Source organism: Gottfriedia luciferensis (assembly GCF_001712755.1).
Lineage (GTDB): Bacteria > Bacillota > Bacilli > Bacillales > Bacillaceae_G > Gottfriedia > Gottfriedia luciferensis_B.
Genome location: NZ_MDKC01000032.1, coordinates 13,357 through 38,835 on the forward strand (window position 1 = coordinate 13,357; position 25,479 = coordinate 38,835).

Annotated in this window: 27 protein-coding genes; 5 read left to right on the forward strand and 22 right to left on the reverse strand. The window is 31.4% G+C overall.

What is annotated here, in order from left to right; all coding sequences use genetic code 11:
- Window positions 1–247 precede the first annotated feature (247 nt).
- Complete coding sequence (locus BED47_RS15055) at window positions 248–634, reverse strand: hypothetical protein (RefSeq protein ID WP_069034344.1); 387 nt, start codon at window positions 632–634, stop codon at window positions 248–250.
- 266 nt (window positions 635–900) lie between these two features.
- Window positions 901–1,476, reverse strand: a complete 576-nt coding sequence (locus BED47_RS15060) for a VanZ family protein (RefSeq protein WP_069034345.1) — start codon at window positions 1,474–1,476, stop codon at window positions 901–903.
- A gap of 678 nt (window positions 1,477–2,154) precedes the next feature.
- Between BED47_RS15060 and BED47_RS15065 the strand changes: the two genes are divergently transcribed.
- A complete protein-coding gene (locus tag BED47_RS15065; RefSeq protein WP_069034346.1) occupies window positions 2,155–2,355 on the forward strand; it encodes a cold-shock protein in 201 nt (66 codons plus the stop codon).
- A 423-nt stretch (window positions 2,356–2,778) separates the two neighbouring features.
- Here the strand turns inward: BED47_RS15065 and BED47_RS15070 are convergent, their stop codons facing one another.
- The 15 genes from BED47_RS15070 to BED47_RS15140 form a co-directional block, all read right to left on the reverse strand.
- Entirely contained in the window at window positions 2,779–3,600 is an 822-nt protein-coding gene (locus BED47_RS15070) for a metal ABC transporter permease (protein ID WP_069034347.1), read from the reverse strand.
- Window positions 3,546–4,253, reverse strand: coding sequence for a metal ABC transporter ATP-binding protein (locus tag BED47_RS15075; protein WP_069034348.1), 708 nt, complete (start codon window positions 4,251–4,253; stop codon window positions 3,546–3,548). Before BED47_RS15075 ends, BED47_RS15070 begins: the two co-directional genes overlap by 55 nt.
- A 68-nt stretch (window positions 4,254–4,321) precedes the next feature.
- Window positions 4,322–5,278 (reverse strand): metal ABC transporter substrate-binding protein, encoded by a 957-nt coding sequence (locus BED47_RS15080; protein WP_069034349.1) that lies wholly within the window; start codon window positions 5,276–5,278, stop codon window positions 4,322–4,324.
- 212 nt (window positions 5,279–5,490) lie between these two features.
- Window positions 5,491–6,240 (reverse strand): TIGR03943 family putative permease subunit, encoded by a 750-nt coding sequence (locus tag BED47_RS15085; RefSeq protein ID WP_069034350.1) that lies wholly within the window; start codon window positions 6,238–6,240, stop codon window positions 5,491–5,493.
- 9 nt (window positions 6,241–6,249) lie between these two features.
- The gene (locus BED47_RS15090; protein WP_069034351.1) at window positions 6,250–7,254 is read right to left on the reverse strand and encodes a permease; all 1,005 of its coding nucleotides are present in this window, start codon (window positions 7,252–7,254) and stop codon (window positions 6,250–6,252) included.
- 138 nt (window positions 7,255–7,392) lie between these two features.
- Complete coding sequence (locus tag BED47_RS15095; protein ID WP_069034352.1) at window positions 7,393–8,571, reverse strand: GTP-binding protein; 1,179 nt, start codon at window positions 8,569–8,571, stop codon at window positions 7,393–7,395.
- A 433-nt stretch (window positions 8,572–9,004) separates the two neighbouring features.
- Window positions 9,005–9,517, reverse strand: a complete 513-nt coding sequence (locus BED47_RS15100) for a DUF2199 domain-containing protein (RefSeq protein ID WP_069034353.1) — start codon at window positions 9,515–9,517, stop codon at window positions 9,005–9,007.
- A 273-nt stretch (window positions 9,518–9,790) separates the two neighbouring features.
- Complete coding sequence (locus BED47_RS15105) at window positions 9,791–10,966, reverse strand: Ger(x)C family spore germination protein (RefSeq protein ID WP_069034354.1); 1,176 nt, start codon at window positions 10,964–10,966, stop codon at window positions 9,791–9,793.
- Entirely contained in the window at window positions 10,963–12,462 is a 1,500-nt protein-coding gene (locus BED47_RS15110) for a spore germination protein (RefSeq protein ID WP_069034355.1), read from the reverse strand. Before BED47_RS15110 ends, BED47_RS15105 begins: the two co-directional genes overlap by 4 nt.
- Window positions 12,449–13,546: a GerAB/ArcD/ProY family transporter gene (locus BED47_RS15115; RefSeq protein ID WP_069034356.1), complete on the reverse strand. Its 1,098-nt coding sequence runs from the start codon at window positions 13,544–13,546 to the stop codon at window positions 12,449–12,451. The genes BED47_RS15110 and BED47_RS15115 overlap by 14 nt, the downstream gene beginning before the upstream one ends.
- 471 nt (window positions 13,547–14,017) lie before the next feature.
- Window positions 14,018–15,292 (reverse strand): ATP-binding protein, encoded by a 1,275-nt coding sequence (locus BED47_RS15120; RefSeq protein ID WP_069034357.1) that lies wholly within the window; start codon window positions 15,290–15,292, stop codon window positions 14,018–14,020.
- A gap of 178 nt (window positions 15,293–15,470) precedes the next feature.
- Window positions 15,471–16,448, reverse strand: coding sequence for a VanW family protein (locus BED47_RS15125; RefSeq protein ID WP_069034358.1), 978 nt, complete (start codon window positions 16,446–16,448; stop codon window positions 15,471–15,473).
- A 191-nt stretch (window positions 16,449–16,639) separates the two neighbouring features.
- The gene (locus BED47_RS15130) at window positions 16,640–17,518 is read right to left on the reverse strand and encodes an aminoglycoside phosphotransferase family protein (RefSeq protein WP_069034359.1); all 879 of its coding nucleotides are present in this window, start codon (window positions 17,516–17,518) and stop codon (window positions 16,640–16,642) included.
- A 43-nt stretch (window positions 17,519–17,561) separates the two neighbouring features.
- Window positions 17,562–18,011: a VOC family protein gene (locus BED47_RS15135; protein WP_069034360.1), complete on the reverse strand. Its 450-nt coding sequence runs from the start codon at window positions 18,009–18,011 to the stop codon at window positions 17,562–17,564.
- A gap of 14 nt (window positions 18,012–18,025) precedes the next feature.
- Window positions 18,026–19,204 carry a MalY/PatB family protein gene (locus BED47_RS15140; RefSeq protein ID WP_069034361.1) on the reverse strand — a complete coding sequence of 393 codons (1,179 nt, stop codon included), beginning with the start codon at window positions 19,202–19,204 and terminating at the stop codon, window positions 18,026–18,028.
- 168 nt (window positions 19,205–19,372) lie between these two features.
- Here BED47_RS15140 and BED47_RS24420 point away from each other — a divergent pair, with 168 nt between their 5' ends.
- Both BED47_RS24420 and BED47_RS15145 read left to right on the forward strand, forming a co-directional pair.
- Complete coding sequence (locus BED47_RS24420; protein WP_286143704.1) at window positions 19,373–19,504, forward strand: hypothetical protein; 132 nt, start codon at window positions 19,373–19,375, stop codon at window positions 19,502–19,504.
- Window positions 19,488–19,676, forward strand: a complete 189-nt coding sequence (locus tag BED47_RS15145; protein WP_069034362.1) for a hypothetical protein — start codon at window positions 19,488–19,490, stop codon at window positions 19,674–19,676. Before BED47_RS24420 ends, BED47_RS15145 begins: the two co-directional genes overlap by 17 nt.
- 107 nt (window positions 19,677–19,783) lie before the next feature.
- Here BED47_RS15145 and BED47_RS15150 read toward each other — a convergent pair whose 3' ends face one another.
- Window positions 19,784–20,395 (reverse strand): hypothetical protein, encoded by a 612-nt coding sequence (locus BED47_RS15150; protein ID WP_069034363.1) that lies wholly within the window; start codon window positions 20,393–20,395, stop codon window positions 19,784–19,786.
- A gap of 518 nt (window positions 20,396–20,913) precedes the next feature.
- On the opposite strand from BED47_RS15150, the gene BED47_RS15155 reads away from it, so the two are divergent.
- The gene (locus BED47_RS15155; protein ID WP_069034364.1) at window positions 20,914–21,531 is read left to right on the forward strand and encodes an RraA family protein; all 618 of its coding nucleotides are present in this window, start codon (window positions 20,914–20,916) and stop codon (window positions 21,529–21,531) included.
- 219 nt (window positions 21,532–21,750) lie between these two features.
- Here the strand turns inward: BED47_RS15155 and BED47_RS15160 are convergent, their stop codons facing one another.
- Both BED47_RS15160 and BED47_RS15165 read right to left on the reverse strand, forming a co-directional pair.
- Window positions 21,751–22,845, reverse strand: a complete 1,095-nt coding sequence (locus tag BED47_RS15160) for an NAD(P)H-dependent flavin oxidoreductase (RefSeq protein ID WP_069034365.1) — start codon at window positions 22,843–22,845, stop codon at window positions 21,751–21,753.
- An 86-nt stretch (window positions 22,846–22,931) separates the two neighbouring features.
- The gene (locus BED47_RS15165) at window positions 22,932–23,888 is read right to left on the reverse strand and encodes a S8 family peptidase (RefSeq protein ID WP_069034366.1); all 957 of its coding nucleotides are present in this window, start codon (window positions 23,886–23,888) and stop codon (window positions 22,932–22,934) included.
- A gap of 285 nt (window positions 23,889–24,173) precedes the next feature.
- On the opposite strand from BED47_RS15165, the gene BED47_RS23765 reads away from it, so the two are divergent.
- On the forward strand, window positions 24,174–24,317 hold the full coding sequence (locus tag BED47_RS23765) for a hypothetical protein (RefSeq protein WP_175403504.1): 144 nt from the start codon (window positions 24,174–24,176) through the stop codon (window positions 24,315–24,317).
- A gap of 163 nt (window positions 24,318–24,480) precedes the next feature.
- Here BED47_RS23765 and BED47_RS15170 read toward each other — a convergent pair whose 3' ends face one another.
- Together BED47_RS15170 and BED47_RS15175 are read right to left on the reverse strand one after the other, a co-directional pair.
- Window positions 24,481–24,966: a cysteine hydrolase family protein gene (locus tag BED47_RS15170; protein ID WP_069034367.1), complete on the reverse strand. Its 486-nt coding sequence runs from the start codon at window positions 24,964–24,966 to the stop codon at window positions 24,481–24,483.
- 156 nt (window positions 24,967–25,122) lie between these two features.
- Window positions 25,123–25,386, reverse strand: coding sequence for a hypothetical protein (locus tag BED47_RS15175; protein WP_069034368.1), 264 nt, complete (start codon window positions 25,384–25,386; stop codon window positions 25,123–25,125).
- Window positions 25,387–25,479: the final 93 nt, after the last annotated feature.

Consider the following 25,479-nt stretch of genomic DNA (forward strand, 5'->3'; position numbering starts at 1 on the left):
TTTTCCTATTCAACATTCCTACCATTTAGTTTAAGTGTAATCTTTCGCAAACTTAGTTGTTTATAATAAAAAATGAACATATTCTGTAAAAAGAATATGTTCATTTTTTATTATAGATTTCATTCCGGTTAATTATGAAAAATCACACTTAATTAACCGGAAAAAATATAAATACGACCAACTAATTTATCGTTCATATTCTTGTTGAACTAACGCTCTCGTTAGTTGAATAAGAAAATTTAAAATTCTATTTACATAAAGTTTTTACTTGTTCATCAAACTCAGTATTACTCTTGTAGAATTCGCCTTTTAATTTTAATAGTTTAAAGTCTCCAATTTCTTTATTTTTATGATAAGCCTTTACTGAGCATCCGTCGTCAAAGAGTAAAAGAACGGCACGGTCTTCTTGATTTTCGTCACGAATAAACTTAATCTTCCTTACATTATTAACCCAATTATTTATACTCTTAAGGTCAGTTAATTCTTTAAAGTTTCCATTTTTACCGTATACGATTTTAGTTATATCTTTATCTGTATAGATTTCCTTGAAAGATATTCCGTCTTCTTTTTTTTGACAGGACATTAAACTTGCTACAATAACTAATAAACAAATGCACAAGAATAATCTTCTCAAAAGATGCTCCTCCTCATTTACCTCTAAACACTATACTACTATTTAATTCAATTTTCCCAACATATAATCCTTTCCATATTGGCTTCAATGAAAAAAGCTGCTTATTAGCAGCTCTTGATCTTTAACTTACGCTCTCTTTAGTTGAAGTACTACCTTTATTAACCTTCATGCTTTTACATAATAATAATAATCTATGTTCTTTATCCAACACATTTTCGTTTAGATGATTCACTAATAAAGAATTTCTTTTAGTTGGTTGAATTTCCTTACATTTTTTGTTCATGATTTAATTGAAATCTTGTAAAAACATTTTTTACTTTTTTGATTTTATATATATTCTTTATAATTAAATATCCAACAATAGCACCAATTGTATTTGCAAGTAAATCATTTATATCTGAACTTCTACCACTTCCCAACATTATACGAATTATCATTTGAATTATTTCAATCACTAAACTTAAAATGAATCCCGTTTTTGCTGTTTGTTTTACAGTAAAATTTTTACGTCCTATAAAAAATAAATACACACCTAATGGAACGAACATAATTATATTTAATACAAATGTAAAAAAGTCTATTGTCAAAACTGGTATAAAATTGATTGTGTTGTACCATTTAGTTTGATTGGCATAAATACCAATATTAACATCAATTGGGAAAAATACTAAATGAATAACACAAAAAATGTAGAAAACAAAAGTAAATAATAAAAAGTATTGTGAAATCCCATATTTTTTACGTTTAATATTTGGAGCTACAATTATATATAGAACAGTTAATAGAAATAGTGGTATAAGGATATACCAAGAATTAATTGTGAACATTATTGAATTTTTCATTTTTTTCCCTGCCTTTTTAAGTTATTTTACTTGTGTATGTACTATGCAGTACATACACTATAAGTGTACTATATATATAGTACACCTATTTGTCAACACCACTATTCCAAAAATACCCATTCTTTTTATCCTCTTTATTTAAATTATCCTGACAACTAATCGAAAAAAACGCTATTTTTAAACGATAGTTATTCACTTAAACTAAACTACCATTTAGTCACCCATGCAGCGCTAGCGCTGCACCACAGCAAATGAAAATGTATGGAAAGTGTCAATACTGATACTGACTTTGATCCAGTCAACTGTAATCACTAGGTTTTTTAGTTAATTCTTCTCTTTTTTTTACGATTGAGTAGAGTTTTCTTTAGTAATGTCATTTTTCTATTTTTGAAGAAACTAATTTTCATGGTAGTTGAATAAGATCCTCAGCATTTTTATGAATAAAGTTTGCATCGCTAGTTAACATAAAAACAATTAGCGGTATCAAAAATAGGATCTAAGTTACTAGATCCTTTTCTCTTCCAATTTCTGTTAGAAACATTAAAAAAACTGAAATTTGCAGCTCAAAGTTCTTCATCTTATACGAGTTTAAGTTGTTTGAACATTTAATTATCTATAAATATATTGTTATTATGATATAATTACAAAGTGGGTAACCCACACAAGGAGGCAACAAACATGGAACATGGTAAAGTAAAGTGGTTTAATGCAGATAAAGGTTTTGGATTCATCGAGCGTGAAAATGGAGATGATGTATTCGTCCATTTCTCAGCTATTCAAACTGATGGTTTCAAATCATTAGATGAAGGCCAAGCAGTTACATTTAATATAGAGCCAGGTCAACGTGGACCTCAAGCGACTAACGTTCAAAAAGCATAATAAATATAAAGAAAGACAGCTCTTTTAAAAGGTCTGTCTTTTTTATGCCCTAATTAAAGAAATGCATATAAAAAAACCTTATTCATATCGAATAAGGGTGTTCACAACAGGTTTATCAAGTAAAGAAAATGGTTTAAGCTATTAAAGCTCATATAAAATGAATGTACAAATTTATAATGTGAAAAAAGAAGGATAGAAAAGCAGAAAGATGATATCTGCTATTTCTATCCTATTTTACCATTTGGTTATTCCACTAACCTGTCAGTTTGTTTAATAAAAAAACGAGTCACTTTTGTGATCATGATATTCAACTAACGCATGCCATAGTTGAATAAGAGAGTATATTTTCTTTTTTATTTTCTATAAAACAATAAACAGAGCATCCTTTAAAGATTCTCTGTTTCAATTAATATTTATAAATAACTATCTTGCTCTTCTAATTTGAACAACCATATTTTGAATAATAAAACCTACAATTAGTATGATTACTAATACCAAAGTGATTGTAGCACCAGGTGGAGTTCCCAAGGTGTAAGAAGAAGCTAAACCTACAAACATACTACAAATTGCGGTTAATACCGCCAATAATAGAACCCATTTAAATCCTTTCGCAATTCTAATCGCGAATGCAGCAGGAAGAACTAGTAATGCGGAAACTAGTAATACTCCAATTGTAGGTATAATTGCTGAAATGACAACACCTGTTAATACACTAAATGATAAAGATAATAATTTTGTATTCACACCACTTGTATAAGCCGTATCTTCATCAAAAGTCATTAAAAATAATGGTCTTTTTAGCAAAAAGAAATAGAATAATACTCCTATTGTCACGCCAATCATCAAATAGACTTGTTGCTGAGTAACCGTGACAATTGATCCAAATAAGTATTGTTCTACATTCGTTGTTATCCCTCCTGCACTTATACTCATTAAAAAGAGAGCAAGAGACAACCCTGCTGCCATAAGTATTGCAATCGATACCTCTGAGTAAGAAAGATAAGCTCTTCTCATATATTCTATTGCAATTGCTCCTATGATCACTACTAATATACTAGATAAAGTTAAATCAGCATGAATAAAAAAACCAATTGCTACACCAGCAAGTGAAATATGAGATAGTGTATCTGCCATTAAAGCTTGTCTTCTTAATACTAAAAATACACCTAATATTGGTGCAATTACCGCGATTAATCCACCAACCCAAAATGCCCGTTGCATGAATTCAAGGTTAAGCATCTCCATACGCCATGTTCTCCTTTCTCTAGATGTATTATTTTATCAAGATATTGTTCAACTTCCTCTTTTTCATGAGTCACCATTACGACTGTTCGATTGTGTCTTTTAACTAAATGATTTAAAAATTGATAAAAGCTTACTCTACTTTCTTTGTCCATACCAGTCGAAGGTTCATCTAGTACTAATAAATTTGGTTCAGAAGCTAATGCACGTGCAATACAGATTTTTTGCTTTTGTCCTCCTGATAATGATCCTATCTTATGATAACGAAAATGCCACATACCGACCATTTCTAATGCATTTTCGATTATTTCAATATCTGTTTTATCTATTTTTTCGAACCATTTTTTTTGATTAAATCTACCTGATTTCACCAGTTCAATTACAGTACTTGGAAACCCAATATTAAATGACGCGATTTGTTGTGGCACATACCCAATGTTTATCTTTTCATTATTTGCATCTTTATTATTAATTTGAATTTCACCACTCCAAGGTTTTAATAAACCGAGCATTAATTTTAAAAGTGTCGATTTAGAAGCACCATTTTGACCTGTAATCCCAACAAATTCACCTTGGTTTATTTCAAAACTTACATTATCTATTACGGATGTATGATGGTAACCAAATTTAACATTATTAAATTGAACTAAACTCATCTTTTTGTTTCCTTTCTTAATTAAATAAAAGCGTGACACATAGAAAGAACACGCTTTTACTTGAATTACTATTTATTTTCTAATACCTTTTTTAGTATTTTTAGATTATTTTCCATAACGCTTATATAATCAATTCCTTGTTTCTGTTCTTCTTCGCTTAAACCTTCAAGTGTATTTAAGACTGCCGTTTTTGCTCCAATTTCATTTGCTAGAGTTTTCGCTACTTTTGGAGAAGCAACTTCCTCGAAGAATATTGTATTAATATCATGATTTTTTGCAAATTGTTTAAGTTCAGCCATTCTTGATGGACTTGGTTCATTCGATGGAGATAAACCAGCAATTGGAACTTGAACTAAGCCATATTGCTTTGTTAAGTATCCAAAAGCTGCATGTTGCGTAATAATTTCTTTATTTTTCATATTCATTAATGTTGTTCGATATTGATGATCAAGTACTTGTAACTTCTTAACATAGTCATCGCTATTTTTCTTATATTCCTCTGTATGTGCTGGATCAATGTTAATAAGAGCTTTTGTTATATTTTGAACTTCCTTCTGAGCTAATACCGGACTTAACCATACATGTGGATCCATTTGTTCTGTATTATTGTTTGTACTTTGCTCATCTTCATTTTCTTGTCCTTCTATCAGAGATATTCCACTACTTGCTTCAATAAATGAAGACCTTTTGTTGCTTAAACTTTTTTCAATGTTTGGAACCCAAGTTTCCATATATGGACTATTATAGATAAATAAATCAGCATTCTGAATTTCTCCAACATCTTTTGGTGTTGGTTCCCATTCGTGTGGTTCAATTGATGATGGAATTAATAGTTTAATATCAGCATTATCTTTTGCAACATTTTTGGTAAATTCATAAACAGGATAAAAAGTAGTTACTATTTTTATTTTTTTAGATTTATTTTCAGATTTATTAGAGGTAGAAATGGATTTAGATGAACAGCCCGCTAATAAAAAGAGAGATATACTAATTGTTAATAATGGTTTTAAGTTTATATTTTTCATATCACTAAACAGTAAAAATCTATATTTTACTATTTGTGCACCGCCCTTCTAGCTAATTTTTTAACTTATTTCATGTTATTAAACGTAATAATTACGATTTACTAAGTAAAAATAGATACTCACCTAAAACTAAGCAAGTATAGTACGCTTAATATTAAAACGAAACAATTACGTTTTCAATGTTTTTCTGATTAAAAATAAGTTAAACTTTCCTAATCAAAATAAACATATGGATCTTTTAGTGGTTTTATTTCTGCTATTTTATCCAACTGAATAACAGGTTGATAATATTTTCCGACCTTCACTTTGTGAATTGTACCAGTTACGTTTACCCACTGATCATTTTTAAATCCTGAAACCTCTTTTCCCTCAACCATCAACCCAAACACTTGAGCATCAGCTACGCAACAGGTAATAACGAAACGCGATACATAAATCTGATTATTTCTTGTTTCCTTATCACGATATACAAAACCATTAAAAGATATTTTTTTACCTACATATTTTTCTACACTATCCTGTACATCTGAAATAATATGTCCATACATCGAATCATCAACTTTTATAAATTTTGAATCATCATTTTTTAAAATTATTTTTTTAGCTTGTTTTTTTACTATATTTTCGCTATTAGAAATACTTCTTTTTGAAGCAATACTTGCTCCAAGTACGTTTGTTGAAAATAAACTACTTGTTATAACTGGAATACTTATTAAAATTACTAAACTTAAAGTCCTATTTTTTTGATTCGAACAACAATTACATGACGTATGATGTTCTTTTAGCAATTCAAAGAAGTGAATTAATCCAATAATTATACAAGCAATTAGTGTAATGATCGTGAATTTCACCATCTTTGGTGCAATGAAATATTGAATATCTCCTGAAACTAAAAGCTTCAAAAGCATTAAAACAATTCCGAAGAAAAATACTGAGCGTAATCGATTTTGAAAAGAAGACATTTATTCACCTCACCAGTATAAATTCCAAATCGACGTCACTATAAATACGACACTTGCAGTTAAGAAAATATAAAAAAATACAAATCTCTTCTTGAAATATGCAAACATCATAAATGTATTTTTCAAATCAATCATAGCTCCAAATATTAAGAAAGCTAAAATAGATTTCACATGAAATGTGCTTGAAAAAGATGCAGCAATAAATGCATCCGACCCTGAACATAAAGATAAGAAATATCCTAATCCCATCATTACAAAGCTTGAGAGATTCGAATGATCTGCAAGATGTATTAACAAACTACGATCAAGAAATGTTTGAAATACACTTGTGACTAATCCTCCAATGATTAAAAATTTGCAAGTTGAGAAAAATTCACTACTAATGTGAGAAATTACTTCACTTATTCGACTTGTTTTTGAATGAATATGGTGAACATGATTATGGTTCTCTTTCTTTTCTAAAGTTTCTAATAGTACATTTTTATTTCGATAAAATAATAAAGTGAAAAAACCGATGAGTAGAACGACTATAAATGCTAAGCCTAGCCTTAAAAATGCCATTTGAGAATTCGATTGAAATGCATAGTAGGTTGAAGTAAATACAATTGGATTTATGATTGGTACACTACTAAGAAAAACAATCCCAATGTACGCTGGCATTCCTTTTTTTATCAAAGATCTGACAATTGGTACAATACCACATTCACATACTGGCATGATCATTCCAATGAAAGCAACTGGAATAAATGCCAAAAATGCATTTTTAGGAAGAATTTTACTAATCGTCTCTGGTTTTACAAATACATGAATAATTGAAGAAACAATGATTCCAATTAATACAAATGGAAGAGCTTCTAAAAACAAACTTATAAATATTGTGTTCATATTTAATAGTTCTTTAGGTACTTTATGAAATAAAGACGATAAATTGGTAAAATCAATAAATACATAACAAAATAAATAACTAAATAGAACAAATAAAATTAATACTTCTTGTCCAACTTTCCGTACCATACATCACCTCAAATAATTTTTTATAGTGAACTATATTCTATACGAAACCGACATATGCTCGTCCAACCATTAAAAATCAATAAGTTTTATCTAAAGAAAACTTATTTTTATAAATCAAATTGTAGGTTCATATGATGTTTAAGCTTGGACAAATGCAGGAATTGGATCATTAAATTCATTCCAATTTGTTTTCATTTCTAATTCTGTTAACAGACATATATCAAGTGACTTCTCAATCTCTAATTGATTCATATCAATTCCAATTAGAACTAGTTCAGTCATTCGATCACCAAAATTATCATCCCATTTATTGTCTAATAATGGATCTTCTCTACGCATTTCGTCTTGTTCTGCTTTTGGTAATGTTGCAATCCATTCACCAGCTCCTTGAATTGTTATCGTAGAACCAGCTTGTGAAAGCATTCCTACCATATCATTTCTTGTTGCTACCCAAAAGAAGCCCTTCGCACGAACAACGTCAACTGACCAATTCTCTAGCCAAGAAAATAAACGTTCTGGATGAAAAGGTTTTTTTCGACGGTAAACAAATGAACTTATTCCAAATTCCTCTGATTCTGGTTTGTGTTCTTCATTTAATTCTTTAATCCAGCCTGCTGCTTGGCTAGCTTTATCAAAGTCAAATAGATGTGTATTTAATACAGATTTCAAATCGACATTCGAAAATGTAGCAGGAATAATTTTTGCCTGTGCATTAATTTTCTTAAGAAAGGCAGTTAATTCTTTTACATCATGTTCTTCTAATAGGTCAATTTTATTTAAAATAATAACATCTGCAAATTCAACTTGTTCAAGAAGTAAATCTGCAATTTCACGAATATCTGTTTCATCAGTTCCTTGTTTACGATCCAATAATGTTTCCCCTGAAGAATAGTCCTCCCAAAAACGATTTGCATCTACAACTGTCACCATTGTATCTAAACGAGTTTTTTTAGTTAAATCAATCCCTAGCTCGTCATCCACATAAGTGAACGTTTGTGCAACTGGTATTGGTTCACTGATACCCGAAGACTCAATTACTATGTAATCAATTCCTCCAATATCTACTAATCTTTCAACTTCTTTCATCAAGTCATCCCTTAAGGTACAACAAATGCATCCATTTTGCATTTCCACTAACTTTTCTTCTGTACGTGAAAATCCACCATTTTTTACAAGTTTGGCATCTACATTTATTTCACTCATGTCATTTACAATCACAGCAACTTTTAACCCTTCTCGATTGGTCAAAATATGATTTAATAATGTAGTCTTTCCTGATCCTAAAAATCCGCTTAAAACAGTAATTGGCACCTTCATTAAAATTCCTCCTAAATTATGTAAAATAAATCGTAATTATTACGAATTGCATTAACCAACAATCATTATAAACCGTATTTATTTCGTTTTGCAAGCAAAAAAAGACTACTTCTGTGAATCATGATCTTCTCGATTGGAAAAGAATATTAACTGTGTCTAAGTTGGTGTGGTGATATTTTTAATTGCTTCATGTTTAGTTTTATTAAACAGAATGCCTAATATTGCGAAAAAAACCTCCAAATAAAAACTGTATATATGCACCTGTATCAATAATATTTTTAATCAAAATAGCACTCCCAACATGTATAATTCATCAAAAATTAAAACATTCTAATGCAACTAAACTGCTATTTTGTTGAATAAAAAAAGCTAACTGAATTAGTAGCTGATATTCAACTCAAGAATTCGTTAGTTGAATAAGGAATTATTCATCCTATTCTTCTGAATCACATAATTCTTCTGCGATTTGCTTAATCCGTACTATTGATATTCCTTCTTTTTGTTCTACTGCTAATGGGTGTTTAGTTGGCTCTAATTCAATAACAGGACACAACCCAACTGTCCTTGTGTGTACCATAGTTTTTAAATTTATTGTGTCTGGATAACAGGGAATATCGGTCGATAACCAACCAAACATAGGATCTAATTTTTTTTCTCTTTCAGGATCTTCCCAAAAATCATTTGTTTTATCGAAGTTCTCTTCGCTTAATGATACCCATACATCCCAAATAAATTTTTGATTTGTATCGATAACAGGAATTTCAATATTACCACGAATAAAAAAATACTTATCATCAATAATACATAAATCATCGTTCATCTCGACACGACTTTCTTGTTCATCAACTGGAATATCAAAAAAATAGTCAGGAACTGCACTTCCGTAACTCATCGGTAACTCGTCATGATATTTACCACAACTCTTACATATAAAACCATTGTTCATTCGATTGCCCCCAAATACTTTTTGACTAATTTAATAGTAAACTAACTTTTATCATTGATGAAGTAGAGAATCACTTTTGCAACTAACATGCCATTTAGCTCAATAAAAAAAATCGACTTTTATGTCGATCTTGTTGTTTAACTAAAGCATGCGTTAGCTAACCATGAATCTATGATTCACAACAGTGAATGAAAGTTACAATCGTTCTTTCATGCTAGTTTTCTTATTGGGTTTTCATTAAATGGAAAAATGTCATCAAATTAATTAGCTTAATTACGGTTCTTTTGAGAATGGCTTCTGTAAATTGGTGGACTTCCATTGACCGCTTGTCATAATTTGCACCTTCACCTCAACATCTAAGGATGACGGCGAAAGTGGGATTACTCCGTTCTTTTCAAATTTTTTCCAGTCTTTTACATCATTTCGATAAAGTATTTGTGAAAGCTGATAAACATCAATTCCTTTATTAATCCCGTTTTTGTAGGTTTCTTCAATTTCCTTTTTCAAGGTTTTTTCAGCTATTTGTTTTACGGTTTTCATAGGCAAATATTTTACAATCTGAAAAATATCTCCTTCTATGCCAATCTTCATTCGAAAATGCGGTTTGTGGTTCTTTATATACGCTACTGTTTGGATATTTGGTTTTTTCATTACCATTTCGGTAACGGGCTCCCCATCTTGTTTTAATAGTATCGGTGCTCGGGTGAAAGTCTTGCCCATCCATTTTAAACCTGATAAGTCTTTCTCAGACAAATACCCTTTGTAGCTCTTTGAAGCTACAAAAGCCGACCCACTATATTTTAATAAAGGGAAATCATTTTTGTTTGATTTCCATTTTTTTTTTGAAATCGATAAGAATGGGATTTGTGTGGTCATCGCAGGCTCATAAAAATAAGCCCGAAATTTGTAAAAGATCAAAGGACTAAAAAGAGAATAGTTTTTTGTCATTTCATTTGGGATATCCCTTAGTGTATAAAGGGGTGAAAGATTTAAGATTGTTCCAGTTGCCAAAACATCCTCAATTGGTTCCTTCGTTCCAAATACCCACATCGTATTCCTAAACTGAAAGAAACGAGCAAAGAATTCATCAATTTGTCGAATATCTCCATTTTTTAATACATTCTCAGAGAATACGACTGTATTTATGTGCTCCCAAGATACCCTTTGTTGAGTCGTTTTATAAAAATCGAACGCTGAATGGTCTAAAATCTCCCCTTTTCCTTTTCCAATAAAAATTGGCTGTGGTGTTCGCATAGTCGTTTCTTGTTTTGCAAAAGTGGAAAAATTGATAAATTGAGGATAGAGCACGTATTGATTATTTTTAAAGTCAACTCCTAAGGAATTCATGTACCAAACATGCTCTACTTCTCTTGTGTCCCAACAGCCGGTTAACAGAAAAATAGATGGAAATAGTATAAGTAGTTTTTTTTGAAAAAAATTTTTCCTCATCTTTTTTCTTCACCCTTTTTTTTCGTGCTATCGTTCGTATGAATCTCTTTTGGTCTCTTTATCATATTTTTAAAACGAATTCGAATTGTTGCCGGAATCAAACTAGTTGGTACCAATGGCGAGTAAGGGGCCATAAATGGAACCCCAAAAGAGCGTAAATTCACAAGATGAACACAAATAATAAAAACTGAAAATATTAGCCCAGTTATTCCGAGTAAGCTTGATAGTAGATAAACAAAATATCGGAGAATACTTAATGTTCCCGAAAGCGACTGGTTAATTAAAGTAAATGTCGAAACCACTGAAATAGCCATCATTACGACAATACCAGGAGAAGCCAAACCTGCGCTGATGGCAGCTTGCCCAATAATTAACCCACCTACTACGGATAATGTTTGACCAACAGTAGTAGGAATTCGAAGACCTGCCTCTCTGAGTAACTCAAATAAAAAAATCATCAAGAATCCCTCTAATGTAGTGGGAAATGGAACTCCCTCTCTTGACAAAGCCAGTGTTGCCAACAATGTGTATGGTATTTGATCCGGATGATAAGCGACTAAAGCAATCCAAAATCCCGGTAGAAAAACAGCTACAATTAAGCTGAAAATCCTCAGTACTCTTCCCAAGCTTGCGGAAGGGGCTGACGAATGCTGGTCCTCAGCATTATTCACAAAAAATACTAGAGTAACAGGTCCGATTGATGCAGTCGGTGAGCCTTCCACTAATAAAACAAAGCGTCCATAAAGTAGGCAATTTACAGCATAATCAGGTCGTCCCGTATATTCTAATAAAGGAAAGAGACTGAATGGCCGTTCTGTAATAAGTTCTTCAATTTGATCAGATGAAACAATGCCATCGACTTTAATATTATTTAATTTAGATCGTACTTCTTCTAAAACATCTTGTGAAATAACATCTTTCAAATAAAGAACAACAACCCTGGTTTTACTTCTAGTTCCAATAACAAATTCTTCATAACTAAGGGAACATGTTTTCAATCTTTTTCGTATTAAACCAATATTGGTTTGAATTTCTTCTACAAATCCGTCCCTTCCCCCTCTTAGTGTCACTTCCGTACTAGGTGCTTCTACAGATCTTGCTGGTAGCATCGCTAGTTTGATGGAAAAAACCAGCCTAGATGCAGTAAGGAAAAAGAGAACTTCTCCTTCAAATATTTTTTTGGCGAGGTCTTCCTGTGAAAAGTCTGATTTAACGAAAGTGATAGGGACATCAAGTTTTGACTCCAAATCCTTTGCATCACCTGTAAATCCATTTTCCAACACTTCATGAAGATGAGGCATGATTGTTTTTCTCAATTCTTTTATGTCAATGAGACTTTGACAATATAAAGATAAAATAGAAAAATAACGTTTGCCACTGTCGATTTGGTGTTTTTGGAAGATGACATCTTGCGATCCTTCAAACCAACCTCTTAAAATATCTTCATCCCACTTGACCTTCAACTGATCTTGATCAGGTTGATTATTGCGCTTCATTGGTGTTACCTCCTTTCTCTTTTTTCACAAACATAGAGAGGATGGCTAAAAGTACAAAAATCAAGAGAATAAATACAAGAGTACCCGGTAAAAATTGACGGGATAAAAACAAATAAAAAGAAGTATCATTAATGGACAAAATGGATATCAAAGTGACCCACGCTAGGAAAAAAAGTTTTACTCCACTATTTACCTTCTTATTTGTAACATTAAGAATATCTGAGACTAAAAAAGTAAGAAGAGACAAGCGGATAAAAGCGCCAACAAACCATTGATAAACTGATAAAAAGTCGAGATGTTCGATATAGCGACCAATTGATACCAGTCTCCATTCTTCAAAGGCTGGGTATCGTTGCTTAGCAGCCACGAATGGTCCAAACTCTGTAATGGCCCCGATCGTTGGTCCAAGAGTAAGAATTACAAAAGTGATTCCAATCCAAATCAAAGTACTAAACTTTAATTTTTCATTTAAGTGATGATGAAAAAATAGGATAAAAGCAACTTCTACAAATCCTGATATTGGATAGATCATGCCTTTTATAACAGGAGAAGTACCGTATTCTATATATGGTTTTAAAAGAGTATAGTCTTTATGCGGAAAATTCGCAGTCATGACAAAAAAACCTAAAACAATGACAATTGGGAGAAGGATACCCGCGGTTAACCCGATGGATTGAATTCCGTGCTTTGCATTATAAAAACAGACTATAGAAAAAGTAGCCCCTAATAATACTCTAGGTGTCATTGGGAGATAAAACGATAAAAAGGTTAACGTTTCCTTTAAAAGGACGACACCCGAGGAAAATAGGTATAGAACGATCATTGCCATTAATGGGTATGTAATAAATCTCCCGAAATTTCCCTTAAGCCAAAGAAACAACTGTACTCCGTTCATACGTTTTTGGATAAAGTAGAGAATTGGTATCAAGAATAGTAAAGAAACGCTTGAGAGCAAGATGGTGATCCAAGAATCACGGCCCGAAACGTCCAAAACCATAGGAATGATAATCACATGGTTAATAAGTCCAGTACTACCAATTAGGATAAATGACATTTGAAGCAAGTTGATAGTTTGGTTTTTCATGTACATTCCTCCAAAAAAGCAAATTCGTTTCCAAGATAGTATATCCTTTAGGAATATTTTTATTATTTTTGAAGTCACCCTCCTACTTAATTATCTATATCAGAACCTACGTATATAGTTTGTAGTTCTTCAATTTATCAATAATATACCTACAGAAACTATCCTACCATTTAGCCAGTCATGCAGCGCAAACGCTACAGCAAAGCGAATGAAAATGGATGGTAAGTGTCTATACAAATACTGACTTTTTTCCAGTCAACTATAAGTACTAGACTTTTTGTTAACTTTACTCATTTTTAAGATTTGAGCAGAGTTTTCTTTAGTATTTTCATTTATCTATTTATGAAGAAACTAATTTTCATGGTAGTTTGGAGCCAAACAAAAAAAAGATAGAAGCCCTTGCTTCTATCTTTTCAAAGTTATCATGATGGATCTGATACTTATAACTAGTACATGTAAAAGTAAAATCAATTATTCAAAAGAAAATCCCACAGTTTGATTCTTTTCCCAATTTTGCTTTTTTTGTTTACGTAAAATGGATCTCATTTCGTCGCATAGTCGAATGATATCTACTTTTTGGTCACAGTCCCACTCAATAATGATTGAAATATATAACTCATTTAATTGAGCATAAGAGAAGTCATTCGTTGAATCAATTAGGAGCTGTAATTCTTCATTGTTTAAAATTCGATTTAATTTTTTCTTTTGTAAATACTCAGAACGCATTTCTTTTGTTGGTTGTTTAATTTCATATGCTCGATCAAATCTACCAGAGCGATTCATTAAAGCTGGATCGATTTTTTCGGGATAATTAGTCGTTCCAATTAAAAATAAACCTTCTTTAGAAGTTGCACCATCGATCGTGTTTAGGAATACTGAACGAACCGAAGGAGGCATACTATCAATATCCTCGATAACTAGTACCATTGGCGTTAATTTTAACACTGAACTAAAAACCTCTTTAATTGTGTAACTTGATGTGTATTCAGTAATTTGCCAATATGCAACAGGTGCATTAATACTACTTGCAATTGATTTCACTAATGTTGTTTTTCCATTTCCTGGATTTCCATATAATAAAAATCCTCGTTTATATGGGATATCATATGTTTTAAAGAAATCTCGACCTTCATTAAAGAAATGGTCTATTGATCGATAAATTTCTCTTTTTAATGATTCTTCTAAAAATACATCTTCTCTATTAACCATTTTAGTAATATTTTCAATTGATGTTTCGACACCGTCATCTGTATCTGTATAAACCGTTACATAATTTTTAATATAATCTCGTTTTCTTTTTAGTACGTATTGAAAAAAGGATGAAAGACATGAATCATTTTTAGCAAAAATCAGGTCTCTATTATATTGATTATCCGCTTCAAATATCATCGCTTTCGATAAAGCTACTCCGTAATTCGGATAATAGTATAATCCATTTTCAACCCTTGGCTTAATGATGAGTTCCAATTTTTTATCAGTGTGATTCGAAGAAATAGTTTTTGTTTCAAGCTCATTATAAATATGGCTGATTAATTGAACTTCACTCGATTCTTCTTTAAGATCCTCTTCTAGAATTTCCCAAATTTCATTGGTTGTATCCTCATCTGAATACATTTGGAAATCTACACCAAATGTATCAATTAGCTGACTTTGAATAGTTGAAATGATCTTTCCATAATCGTAGTAATAAGGTAATGTATTTCGTTCCATATCCTTCGAATCAAATAATACATTTATTTTTGTCATGCAATTCTCCTTTGTTTTCAAATCTTTCTTATAATTCTAAATCCTTAGTTTCTATAAGTCTAGTGTTGAAAGGATTAGACTTTCATTAATTTTTATTCAAAATGATCCTTATTCATGAAAAACAAAATAACCCCCACAAGGATCTTTAATTACCTTGTGGGGGTTACTTGTATTATCTTTAATCCCCTACCGACTTATGCGGTGGTACTATTTTTCCTTTCCTAGAAGGATTTGAAGAATGCTTGTCTTCTTCTGTATTTATTTCTTCAGGTAAACGAGTTGGAGCGATAGGGACATTTCTTACTTCATAATTGATGACATCGGAAGAATGAAGCGTAACAATCATACTTCCTCCATATTGTTTTGCTCGAATTAGAATTGGCTGATTATATTTATTTTGAAAACGGAAGTCTGGTCCATACCAACTTACAGTTGCATCACGTCCTGCTGGTACATATGGTACTCGTCTACTATGGGTATATCTTTCAATAATTTTTAGACCAGCGCGATCTACTGCATTAAATAGAGTAGAGGAAACTTGACATATTCCTCCTCCTACTCCTTCAGACAATTCTCCCCTTACAATGATCGGTGCACGTTTATATCCCTTTGCCCCACTTCTCTCTCCTACTACCTTATTAAAAGAAAAAACTTCATTTGGGAAAACTACGTAATTATCAATTGCTTTTGCTGCAAGTGAAATATTATGTACTCGACTTTTATTATTAAAATTAAAGTAGGTTACATATTGTCCAATTTGTTGAATCCTAATATGGGCTAATAATTCACTATCAACTTTAGGATAAATATCTAACTCTGGTACTTCAATTTTAGAAGGGCCTTTACTATAAAAATATGTAGTAAATTTATCCTTAAACTCTTTTTTATAAAGTCTGTATCCTACCTGTCCTGGTACAATTCTACCTTGTTCATTGATTGTCGCATTTATAGGGTTACGGTAAATTTGTTGATCAAGTTTTTCAATAAATTGATTAAACTTTTTATCGTTTATTATAGGTGTACCTGGAAGTGACATTGTAAAATCTTCACGATTAACTACGGCAATCGGATGGCCCTGCTGAATAACAGTTAAGCTGTCAGGAAGTTCAACTGATTGCGTCATTAATAATAAACTAGCTAGTAATTTTTGTAACATAGTTGGAATACCTCCCAACAATAGTATGAACAAGATTCAAGAATTTCATGTTTTTTCCTTATAAATTCATGATTGTTAGCTTATTTGAAAATTACAAAATTTCATCTAAGTTTTAGCTTTTTTTGCACCCTCATTGAAGTACCAAGAAACAAAAAAACGAGTCGCTATTAAAGCAACTCGTAAAATTTAATTTAAGATTTAAAATCGTTCATGATCACATTTATCGTATTAAATGATTCTTCCCTTATTGATGAAGTATTCTCTTTATTCGCATTAAATGTAATTAAAGCCTTCCATAGAGCCCAGCCTCTCGCTCTATTCCATGTATTTTCATCAAAGTTTAAAACGTTTTTAAAGACGTTTCTACTATCAGTATCGAAAAATGTCCATGCCATTACTGCATCACATGATGGATCACCAACTCCTAGGATTCCAAAATCAATGACTGCACATAGCTTTCCATTTTTAACAAGTAAGTTTCCAGGAGCAATATCACCATGCACCCATACTGGTTCATACTCCCATTTGGAACTTAGAGCTGTTTCCCAAATTTCTGTTAGTAAATCTTTGTTAAAAATCGCTTTCGTTTGGTCTATTGAATCTTTAGTTTCTTGGTCGTAAACAGCTAAGTTACCACCTCTAAAGAAATTATGCTTTCCTGCAATCGGCCCTCCATGAGCATCAATTGACTGGAACTCCTTTAAAAATTGCCCTAACTCTTTAGCAAATTGACTTAAATCACTTATATTTTCTTTGTTCAAAGATTCTCCATCGATCCATTCATTGATTGTCCAGGGCCAAGGATAGGATTTACTTGGACTTCCTTTAGCTAACGGTTTAGATACTGGTAAACTTAGTTTATTTGTTAAAATGGGTAACCACTTATGCTCTTTTTCAACCTGAGGAACGTAGCATTCTGCACTTGGTAATCTTACGCTCATTTTATCCCCTAAATGAAACGTTCTGTTATCGTTGCCACTTAATTCTACTGGTTTTATTTCTAACTGAGACCAAATTGGAAATTGTTCATTAATTAATTGTTTTACTAATTCAACATTTATGTTAACCATCTAATCTCCCCATTTTTGCTATCAAACAAAAATTATGTATATTTTACTTTTGAGTTATTAATATGAATGTAACGCCGAACTTGTCAGTAACTGTTCCGAATGCGGGACTAAATGGTACTGCTTCTAACGGGGCAATAACATGTCCATCTTGTTGTAATGAATTAAAAATGCGCTTTGTTTTTTCTACATTATCGATCGAAAGATTTATCGTAACTTCTACTTTTTTCTGTTCATAATTAGGTGTATTTTGTTGAAAGTCTTTGTTCATAATCGGATTCGATTGAATCGGAGCATCAAATAACATAAGGTCACTTTCTCCGATTTTTAAAATTGCATTTGCAACACTATTTTTTAATGCTTCTGAACAAGGTATTGGCATATCACCGTATGTTTGTATATTTAGAACCTCTGCTTCAAGTTCTTTTTCATAAAAATGTACCGCTTCTTTAGCATTCCCGCTCATAACAATACATGGTGTTATTTTTAACGTCATCATCCCATCTCCTTCTATTTCTTTCTAGCTTTTACAGCTTTCTCTAATCGTTTCATGGCTTCTTCTAATGTTTTACGTGTACAAGCGTAATTCAATCTCATAAAACCATCTCCATTTATCCCAAAACCGCGACCTTCATTTAAACCTAATTTAGCATCATTAATCATAAATTCGTTTAATTGGTCACCTCTTAAGCCTAAACCTCTAAAATCAAGCCATCCTAAGTACGTCGCTTCTGTAACTCTCATTTTTACTTCTGGAATATTAGTTTTTAAATAATTATGTATAAACTCCGCATTTCCTTTTAAATAAATCAATAATTCATCAAGCCATTTTTCCCCTTCATTATAAGCTGCTATTACTGCTTCAATTCCAAAAATATTTAAGTTTTCTAAACTTGAACGAGCAATGGCATGAGAAAACTCTGTAAATAAATCTTGATTTGGAATGACAGCAAGTGACGAAAATAAGCCTGCAATATTGAATGTTTTGCTTGGCGACATAAATGTAATACTCATATTTGCTGCATCTTCACTTAATGAATAAAAAGGTATGTGACTACCTTTCTCATAGACTAAATCAGCATGAATTTCATCAGCTATTACAACAATTTTATTCTTTTTACAAATTTCAAATAAACCTAATAATTCCTCTTTCGTCCATACTCTTCCAACAGGATTTGCAGGGCTACATAGAATAATCATTTTAGTTTTAGACGTAATTTTATTTTCTAGATCTTCTAAATCCATATAATAATAGCCATCTTCTTCAATTAAAGAATTTTCAACGATGGTTCTTCCATTATTTTTAATTGTACTGAAAAATGGAAAATAAACTGGTGGCTGAATGATGATTTCATCACCAGGTTTTGTGAAAGCATCAATGGCTAAATTTAATGCTGGAACCACTCCAGGTATATTTGTTAACCATTCTCTTTGAATCGATGTATTATACCGTTTACTTGCCCAATTCATTGCTGATTCAAAAAATTCCTCAGGTATATGTCCATAACCATAAATAGGATGTTGAGCTCGTTTCGTTATAGCTTCAATAATTCCAGGTGCACAAGCAAAATCCATATCGGCAACCCATAAAGGTAGTACATCCGTACATCCAAATACTCGATCAACTGAGTCCCACTTTGTACTATTTGTATTTTTTCTATTATGTTCTTCATTAAAGTTAAAGTTCATATTTATTCCCCCACCATTTTTCAATCTTTTATGATTACAATTTGACTACTTCTAATCCAGTATTTAGTTAATCATAGTATTTTCGTTATCATAATTTATATCCAAATTATACTATTCCGGTTGAAAATTCAAATTTTAATATCAATTTACTAATATGGTGGGGATTGAATGAATTTTAAATTCAATCTTTCATTAGATGACTATATATTTCAAAATCAATCTATTTTTTTCATAAAGCTAGTAAATAATAATGAACATCTAAATGTAAATGGAGGTTTCTATAATGAAAAAAGAAGATGAATACACTGATGATATGAATCAACTATTAGAAATTATCAATGCAAAAGGTGATACAGGTGAATTACTTGAAATTGTAGACAAGTATAAACAAGCTGAAAATCCAGAATGTAATCATGACATTTTTTATCAAGAACTAAGAGTAATTGCTGAGGATAGTGCAAAAGAAGATTAAATCTAGTAGGTTAAATGAGTAGTGGAACGATATTAGTTCCACTACTTTTCACTATTTTTACAAATCGAAATCACCCATTTGAATCTTTATATGTATTACCGTTGAATTTATAAACTATATTCTTCTGTTGGTATTTTACCCTTTAAAATATCATATTCAGCTTTCATTTCACCAAACTTTTGAGGATTTCCATGGTCTGGTGCATAATCAGGGTGCCAAAGCTTTGTATATTCCCTCATCTGTTTCTTCCAAACTTCAGCATTATCATTCGGATTGAAATACTTGAAATTATGTTTTTTATTTTTCTTAATTGAAGTAGAGTAATTTCTTAAATACTCTTCCCAAACTCTAGCCCAATCAACTATTTTCTTTTTATATTCTTTTGCTTTCTCAGCATTTTTTCTTTTTTCTTCTTTCTTCCAATCTTCCATTCTTTGACTAAAATCTTTAATACCTTGTTTTGAGTTTCTCCATCTTAGCTCTGCATCTCTTATTTCTTGATCAGTAATTTCTTCAAATAAAATTTCATCGCTAAGAACTTCACTAAGATTCCCTTCATTTTCCTTTGAATTTATATGTAGATCATACATTTCTTCTATCATTTTTTCGATTAATTCTGCACTAGTTTTCCCTGTAAGTTGGGATAGCTTTTCTAGTTTTTCCGTCGATTCTATTTGAACTTTGTGTGTTAAATAGACGTATTTAGTTTTATTTCTCAAGCACCTCAACTCCTTAATTAAATGTTACTATACAAGGATAAATCTATATATTAAATAATGAAGTCAATCATGTTACATTCTTAAATATTTTCACTTTCCCGAAATAGGACTGGTCTAAAAATAGTCCAATGTAAAATATTAATAATGTAGTGAAACTTAATGGAATGTATTTTCTTTATAAAATGTGTACGATAGTATCTAAATTTCCACTTCAATCAGATCCTTATTTTACATATGCTTAAATTCAAGATATTTAAAGATTAAACTATTTTCTTTATAAAATGTGTACCATAGTATCTATATTTTCACTTCAATCAGATCCTAATTACATGATGTATAAATTCAAGATATTAAAACATTACACTATTTTTTATTATCCAACTTATTTTATTCGATATTAATCTATTGCAACCTTTCTAAATACAATAATTATTTTTTATCAAGCTTCATAATTTTTTCGAAATTCTCACGAGACCAAATAATTTATATAATTTCATTAATAAATGATTTATTAGGGAGTGATTTCTATTATTAATCAATTTAAAAATATACCAACAACTTGTATTTCAGATGTAATGGATGGGCTAAATAATATGGATCCGTCAATAAAGCCTTTAAAAGAAGAATATAGATTTGTAGGAAGAGCAGTGACAGTTAAAATCCCTGTTGGTGATAACTTAGCTGTATTAAGGGCAATTCGTGAAGCAAATCCAGGCGATGTCATCGTAATCGATGCAAAAGGTGATCGATACCGGGCAATTGCAGGAGACTTTGTTGTTGGAATGGCACAAACAATGGGTGTTAGTGCTATAGTTGTTGATGGGGTAATCCGGGATATAAGCGGTATTAAAAAATTAAATTTCCCAGTATTTTGTAAAGGTACTACTGTAGCTGCGAGTGGAAAAATTGGAGTAGGTAATATTAATATTCCAATTTCCTGTGGAGGTACATCAGTTAACCCAGGTGATATCATTGTTGGTGATGCAGATGGAGTAGTTGTTATTCCTCAATCTGAAGCAAAAACGATATTAGAAAAATCATTAGATAAAATAAAAAAAGATGAACAAAGAGAAGAACAAGTATCTGGTAATATTGAAGCTATTAAATCGTATATTGATCGTATGCTTTTAAAGTAACAAAAGATTATTTACTTCTATAAAAAAAGGTTCTCTATAGGTAACGAAAAAACCTATTAGAACCTTTTTTTACTTGGCTAATATTTTAATTTTTTTAACTGATTTTTTATAAAAGGATCAATATCTAAGGAGCATTTCCAATCTTTTCTCTCATACCTTCACAATAATTCATAAAGTCTCCTAATCAAAAATAGTAGTACAGATCAATTTACTTAGCATTTAGCTCAATTTACCACTAAAAATCTCGAAGAATTTTTTAGCTTCACCCATTATTCCATTTATTAAGTTTTCTACCGATTCATTTTTAGATAATCTAGGACTTTGTCCCGACCATAGTGACATAAACTCTTTATTATATTGTACGGATGACGCTTTTCTAATCGTTTGTGTAATCGTATTTTGTACAGGAAACTCTGGTAAATCAGCCTCGTGTTTTTTCATTTCCGTAATAAATTTATTTTCGATTCCTCTTGCCCATTTTCCAGAAAATGAACGGGTCAAAACTAACTGGTCCTCTGTAGAATTTAGAATAGCATTCTTATGTACTTCATGAGCTCCACTTTCAATACAGGTTAGAAAAGCGGTACCCATTTGAACAGCCTTCGCCCCTAAACAAAGAGACGCCATTAAGCCTCTTCCATCCATAATTCCTCCAGCTGCAATTACTGGAATACTAACCTGATCAACTACTTGAGGTATTAGTGACATTAATCCAATTAAACTTTCCTCATTCTCGTTTAAGAAATTACCTCGATGTCCACCTGCTTCACTACCTTGTACGACAATTAAATCCATTCCTGACTTCTCAATTTCAATTGCTTCATTTACAGTAGTGGCTGTTCCAATCAAAATAATATTATGAAGCTTTAACTCTTTTATCATTTCCTTTGAAGGTATACCGAATGTGAATGAACAAATCGGAACACCTTCTTCAATGATCACTTTAATTTGTTCGTGAAATGTATCATTTAAAGAATTAAAATTTTGAACCTGTATGCGATCATTTTGTTTTATATTTAAATCTTCATTAAAAGGTTGTAATAAATCATTGGATTTTGAAATTTCATTTTCGTTTACTCTAAAATCATTTGGGACAAATAAATTAATTCCGAAGCTTTTATTAGTTAATGTTTTTATTTCTCTAATTTGTTCACGTATTTGTGATGGAGTCATATAGCCTGCTCCAATTGTCCCTAAAGCTCCACAATTTGAAACTTCAGCTACAAAATCTGAGGTTGTGATTCCACCGGCCATCGGAGCTTGAATAATTGGACATTCTATTTTTAAAAGTTCAGTTATTTGATTTTTAAACATTCATATCACCTCTATATAGTTTTACTTTTTTTCGATTCATCAAAAAAGTCCCGGATAGTCTACCAACACTATCGGGACTTTATCTATTATTTTATTACATTCGGAGACTTTGAGGGTATATTTACGCCTAGATTTAAAAGTCCATGGCCTTCCTCAAACGAACTGTATCCGATTGGTACTGTATGACTTATTAGCAGTTCGAACAAATCTGGTTCAGTGATTTTCTCATTGTTCTCTGACTCAAACTGTTGAATTAATAATGCAATTGCCCCTGATACATGTGGTGTTGCCATTGATGTACCTGAAAGAACAGCATATTGATTTGTCGGATAAGTCGAAAGAATCTTTTCTCCCGGCGCAACTAAATCAATTTCGTTATTTGTATTACTAAAATTGGATAATCGTTTTTGCAGACTTACGGAACCTACTTCTATAACTTCATCGTAAGCACCTGGATAGCTATATTCATTGGTTGAGCCATCTCCATCACCTTCGTTACCAGCTGCGCATACAACGGCTATATTTTGTTCAACCGCTCTTTGAATCGCTTCATGTAACGAAGAATCATCCTCTGGACCACCTAATGACATTGAAATCACTCGAACAGTTTCTCCATTAGAGCCTTTCCAATTTGTCGCATAATCAATCGCTTGTACAATTGATTCAATGCTACCTTCCCCTGCTCCAGAGAGTACTTTTAAAACGAGAAGTTTTGCTTTTGGAGCAACCCCTACAACACCTTCTCCATTTTCAGAAGCTGCAATCGTTCCACATACATGTGTACCGTGTCCATTATTATCTAAGAATACGTTAGGATCCCCACCGTAGTCTTCTGTAAAATTATATCCACCAATAATTCGCTCTTGTAATTCAGGGTGGTCAGTCTGACAGCCAGTATCAATAACAGCTACAACCACGTCTTCCCCTTGACACCCTTTGTCCCAAATAGATTTAGCTTCAATTAAACGAACTCCAGGTGGTACTTCATTTGTACTACCTTTAACTTCTTCCAGCTTGTAAGGAATTAATCTAAATTTAGACATGCCTACCAACTCCTTTTTGGGATTTATTCATAAAGGATAAATCTTTGAGGTATAGATTAGTATTCTACATCCATCCATAATTTTCCTTTAAATAAATTCAACTTTATTTAAAATTAATTCTAATCTAGTTGGATTTAATAGATTCACTTTTTTAATTAAGCAATTTTATTCCCTCTTTCACTCCTTAAAAACTTTGCTAACTTTTACGTGAAATTAATCTTGCCTTAAAAAAATAGATTTATAATCTAAAAGTGTTAAGGCATTATTCAAACTAGGGGGAATAAAATGCTTACTAATTTTTTAACTGAAATCAAATTTTGGTGGTTTGGAGAGTTACGAGAAGAAATAGAAGAAATAGAACGAATTGAATCCAAGCATACAAGAGTTCGATTTGACTCTGATATTTATGAATTAATCCGCATCCATTAGAAGAATAAGAGGAATATTGTCTAAATTCCCAATAGATTAGATTTGAACCACAAGGATCATTAATTTTACCTTGTGGTTTCTTTGTCTTCTCTTCAATTCAAAATAGTGCTCAAAGTACGATGACTTAAAAGAGCACTTTTTATGTTATCAATCTATTTTTAAACTAAATAATGTATGGGACAACTTTGTATGAAATAATGTTTCGATCACGATACGTTTGAGTTATTACATCACTTTTTGTGCTTAGTATTCCATTTTGCAATAAGACTGGTTTAAATCCCCTTTCGCTAGCCCCATTATAAGTAAATAGAACACAATGTTCTGCTGCAAATCCAGCTATTATAACTAACTCAACATCATTTCCTTTCAAAATCTGCTCTAATTCCGTATTCCAAAATGCATTTGAATGTTCTTTTGTAACACAAATATCTTGTTCTTCCACTATAATTTCCGGGATGAAAGAAATTAATTCTGAATCTATTTCATCTGCTCCTTCGATATCTTGCACATGTATAACTAGATGATTTTTAGATCGAATACTCTCAGCAACATAATTTATATATTCACAAGCACCTTCGACATTTAATGATTCTTTTTTACCATCTAAAAATATTTTTTGCATATCAATGATAAGAAAAGCAATTTTCATTTTTTAACCTCCATGACACTTTATATTCCTTTTAACTAATTATTCTATTTGTTTTGTTATAGTCCTACCTTTTTTTATATAATTCCTAACAAAAAAAATGGCAGACCCTATAAATACGATTAGGTCCGTCAATTTTTTTATGATGAATTCTCGAAGTTATTTATTATTTAATTTTTGAATTTCTATTTGGCTACGATTGATTGGTAATTTTTTCACACTATATTTTCTTTGATCTCTATTTGGCAAAGGTAGCTTCAATATATTTATATTTTTGTCGGCTATTACTTCATTTTGAGTTTTAACCCGAACCTGTTCATTTAGTGTCGAATTAGTCCTTTTTAAACTATTATCATTAAAAGCCATAAAACTAACACCTAAACAAATTACAAATGTAGTAACAAAAAACACAATTTTTTTCATAGCAACCTCCTAACTTAATGCTTGTCCATCTTTCAGATTAAGAGTATTTTATGAAATTTATTGCGTTATTAGAACTTTATTCTACTTTCTAGT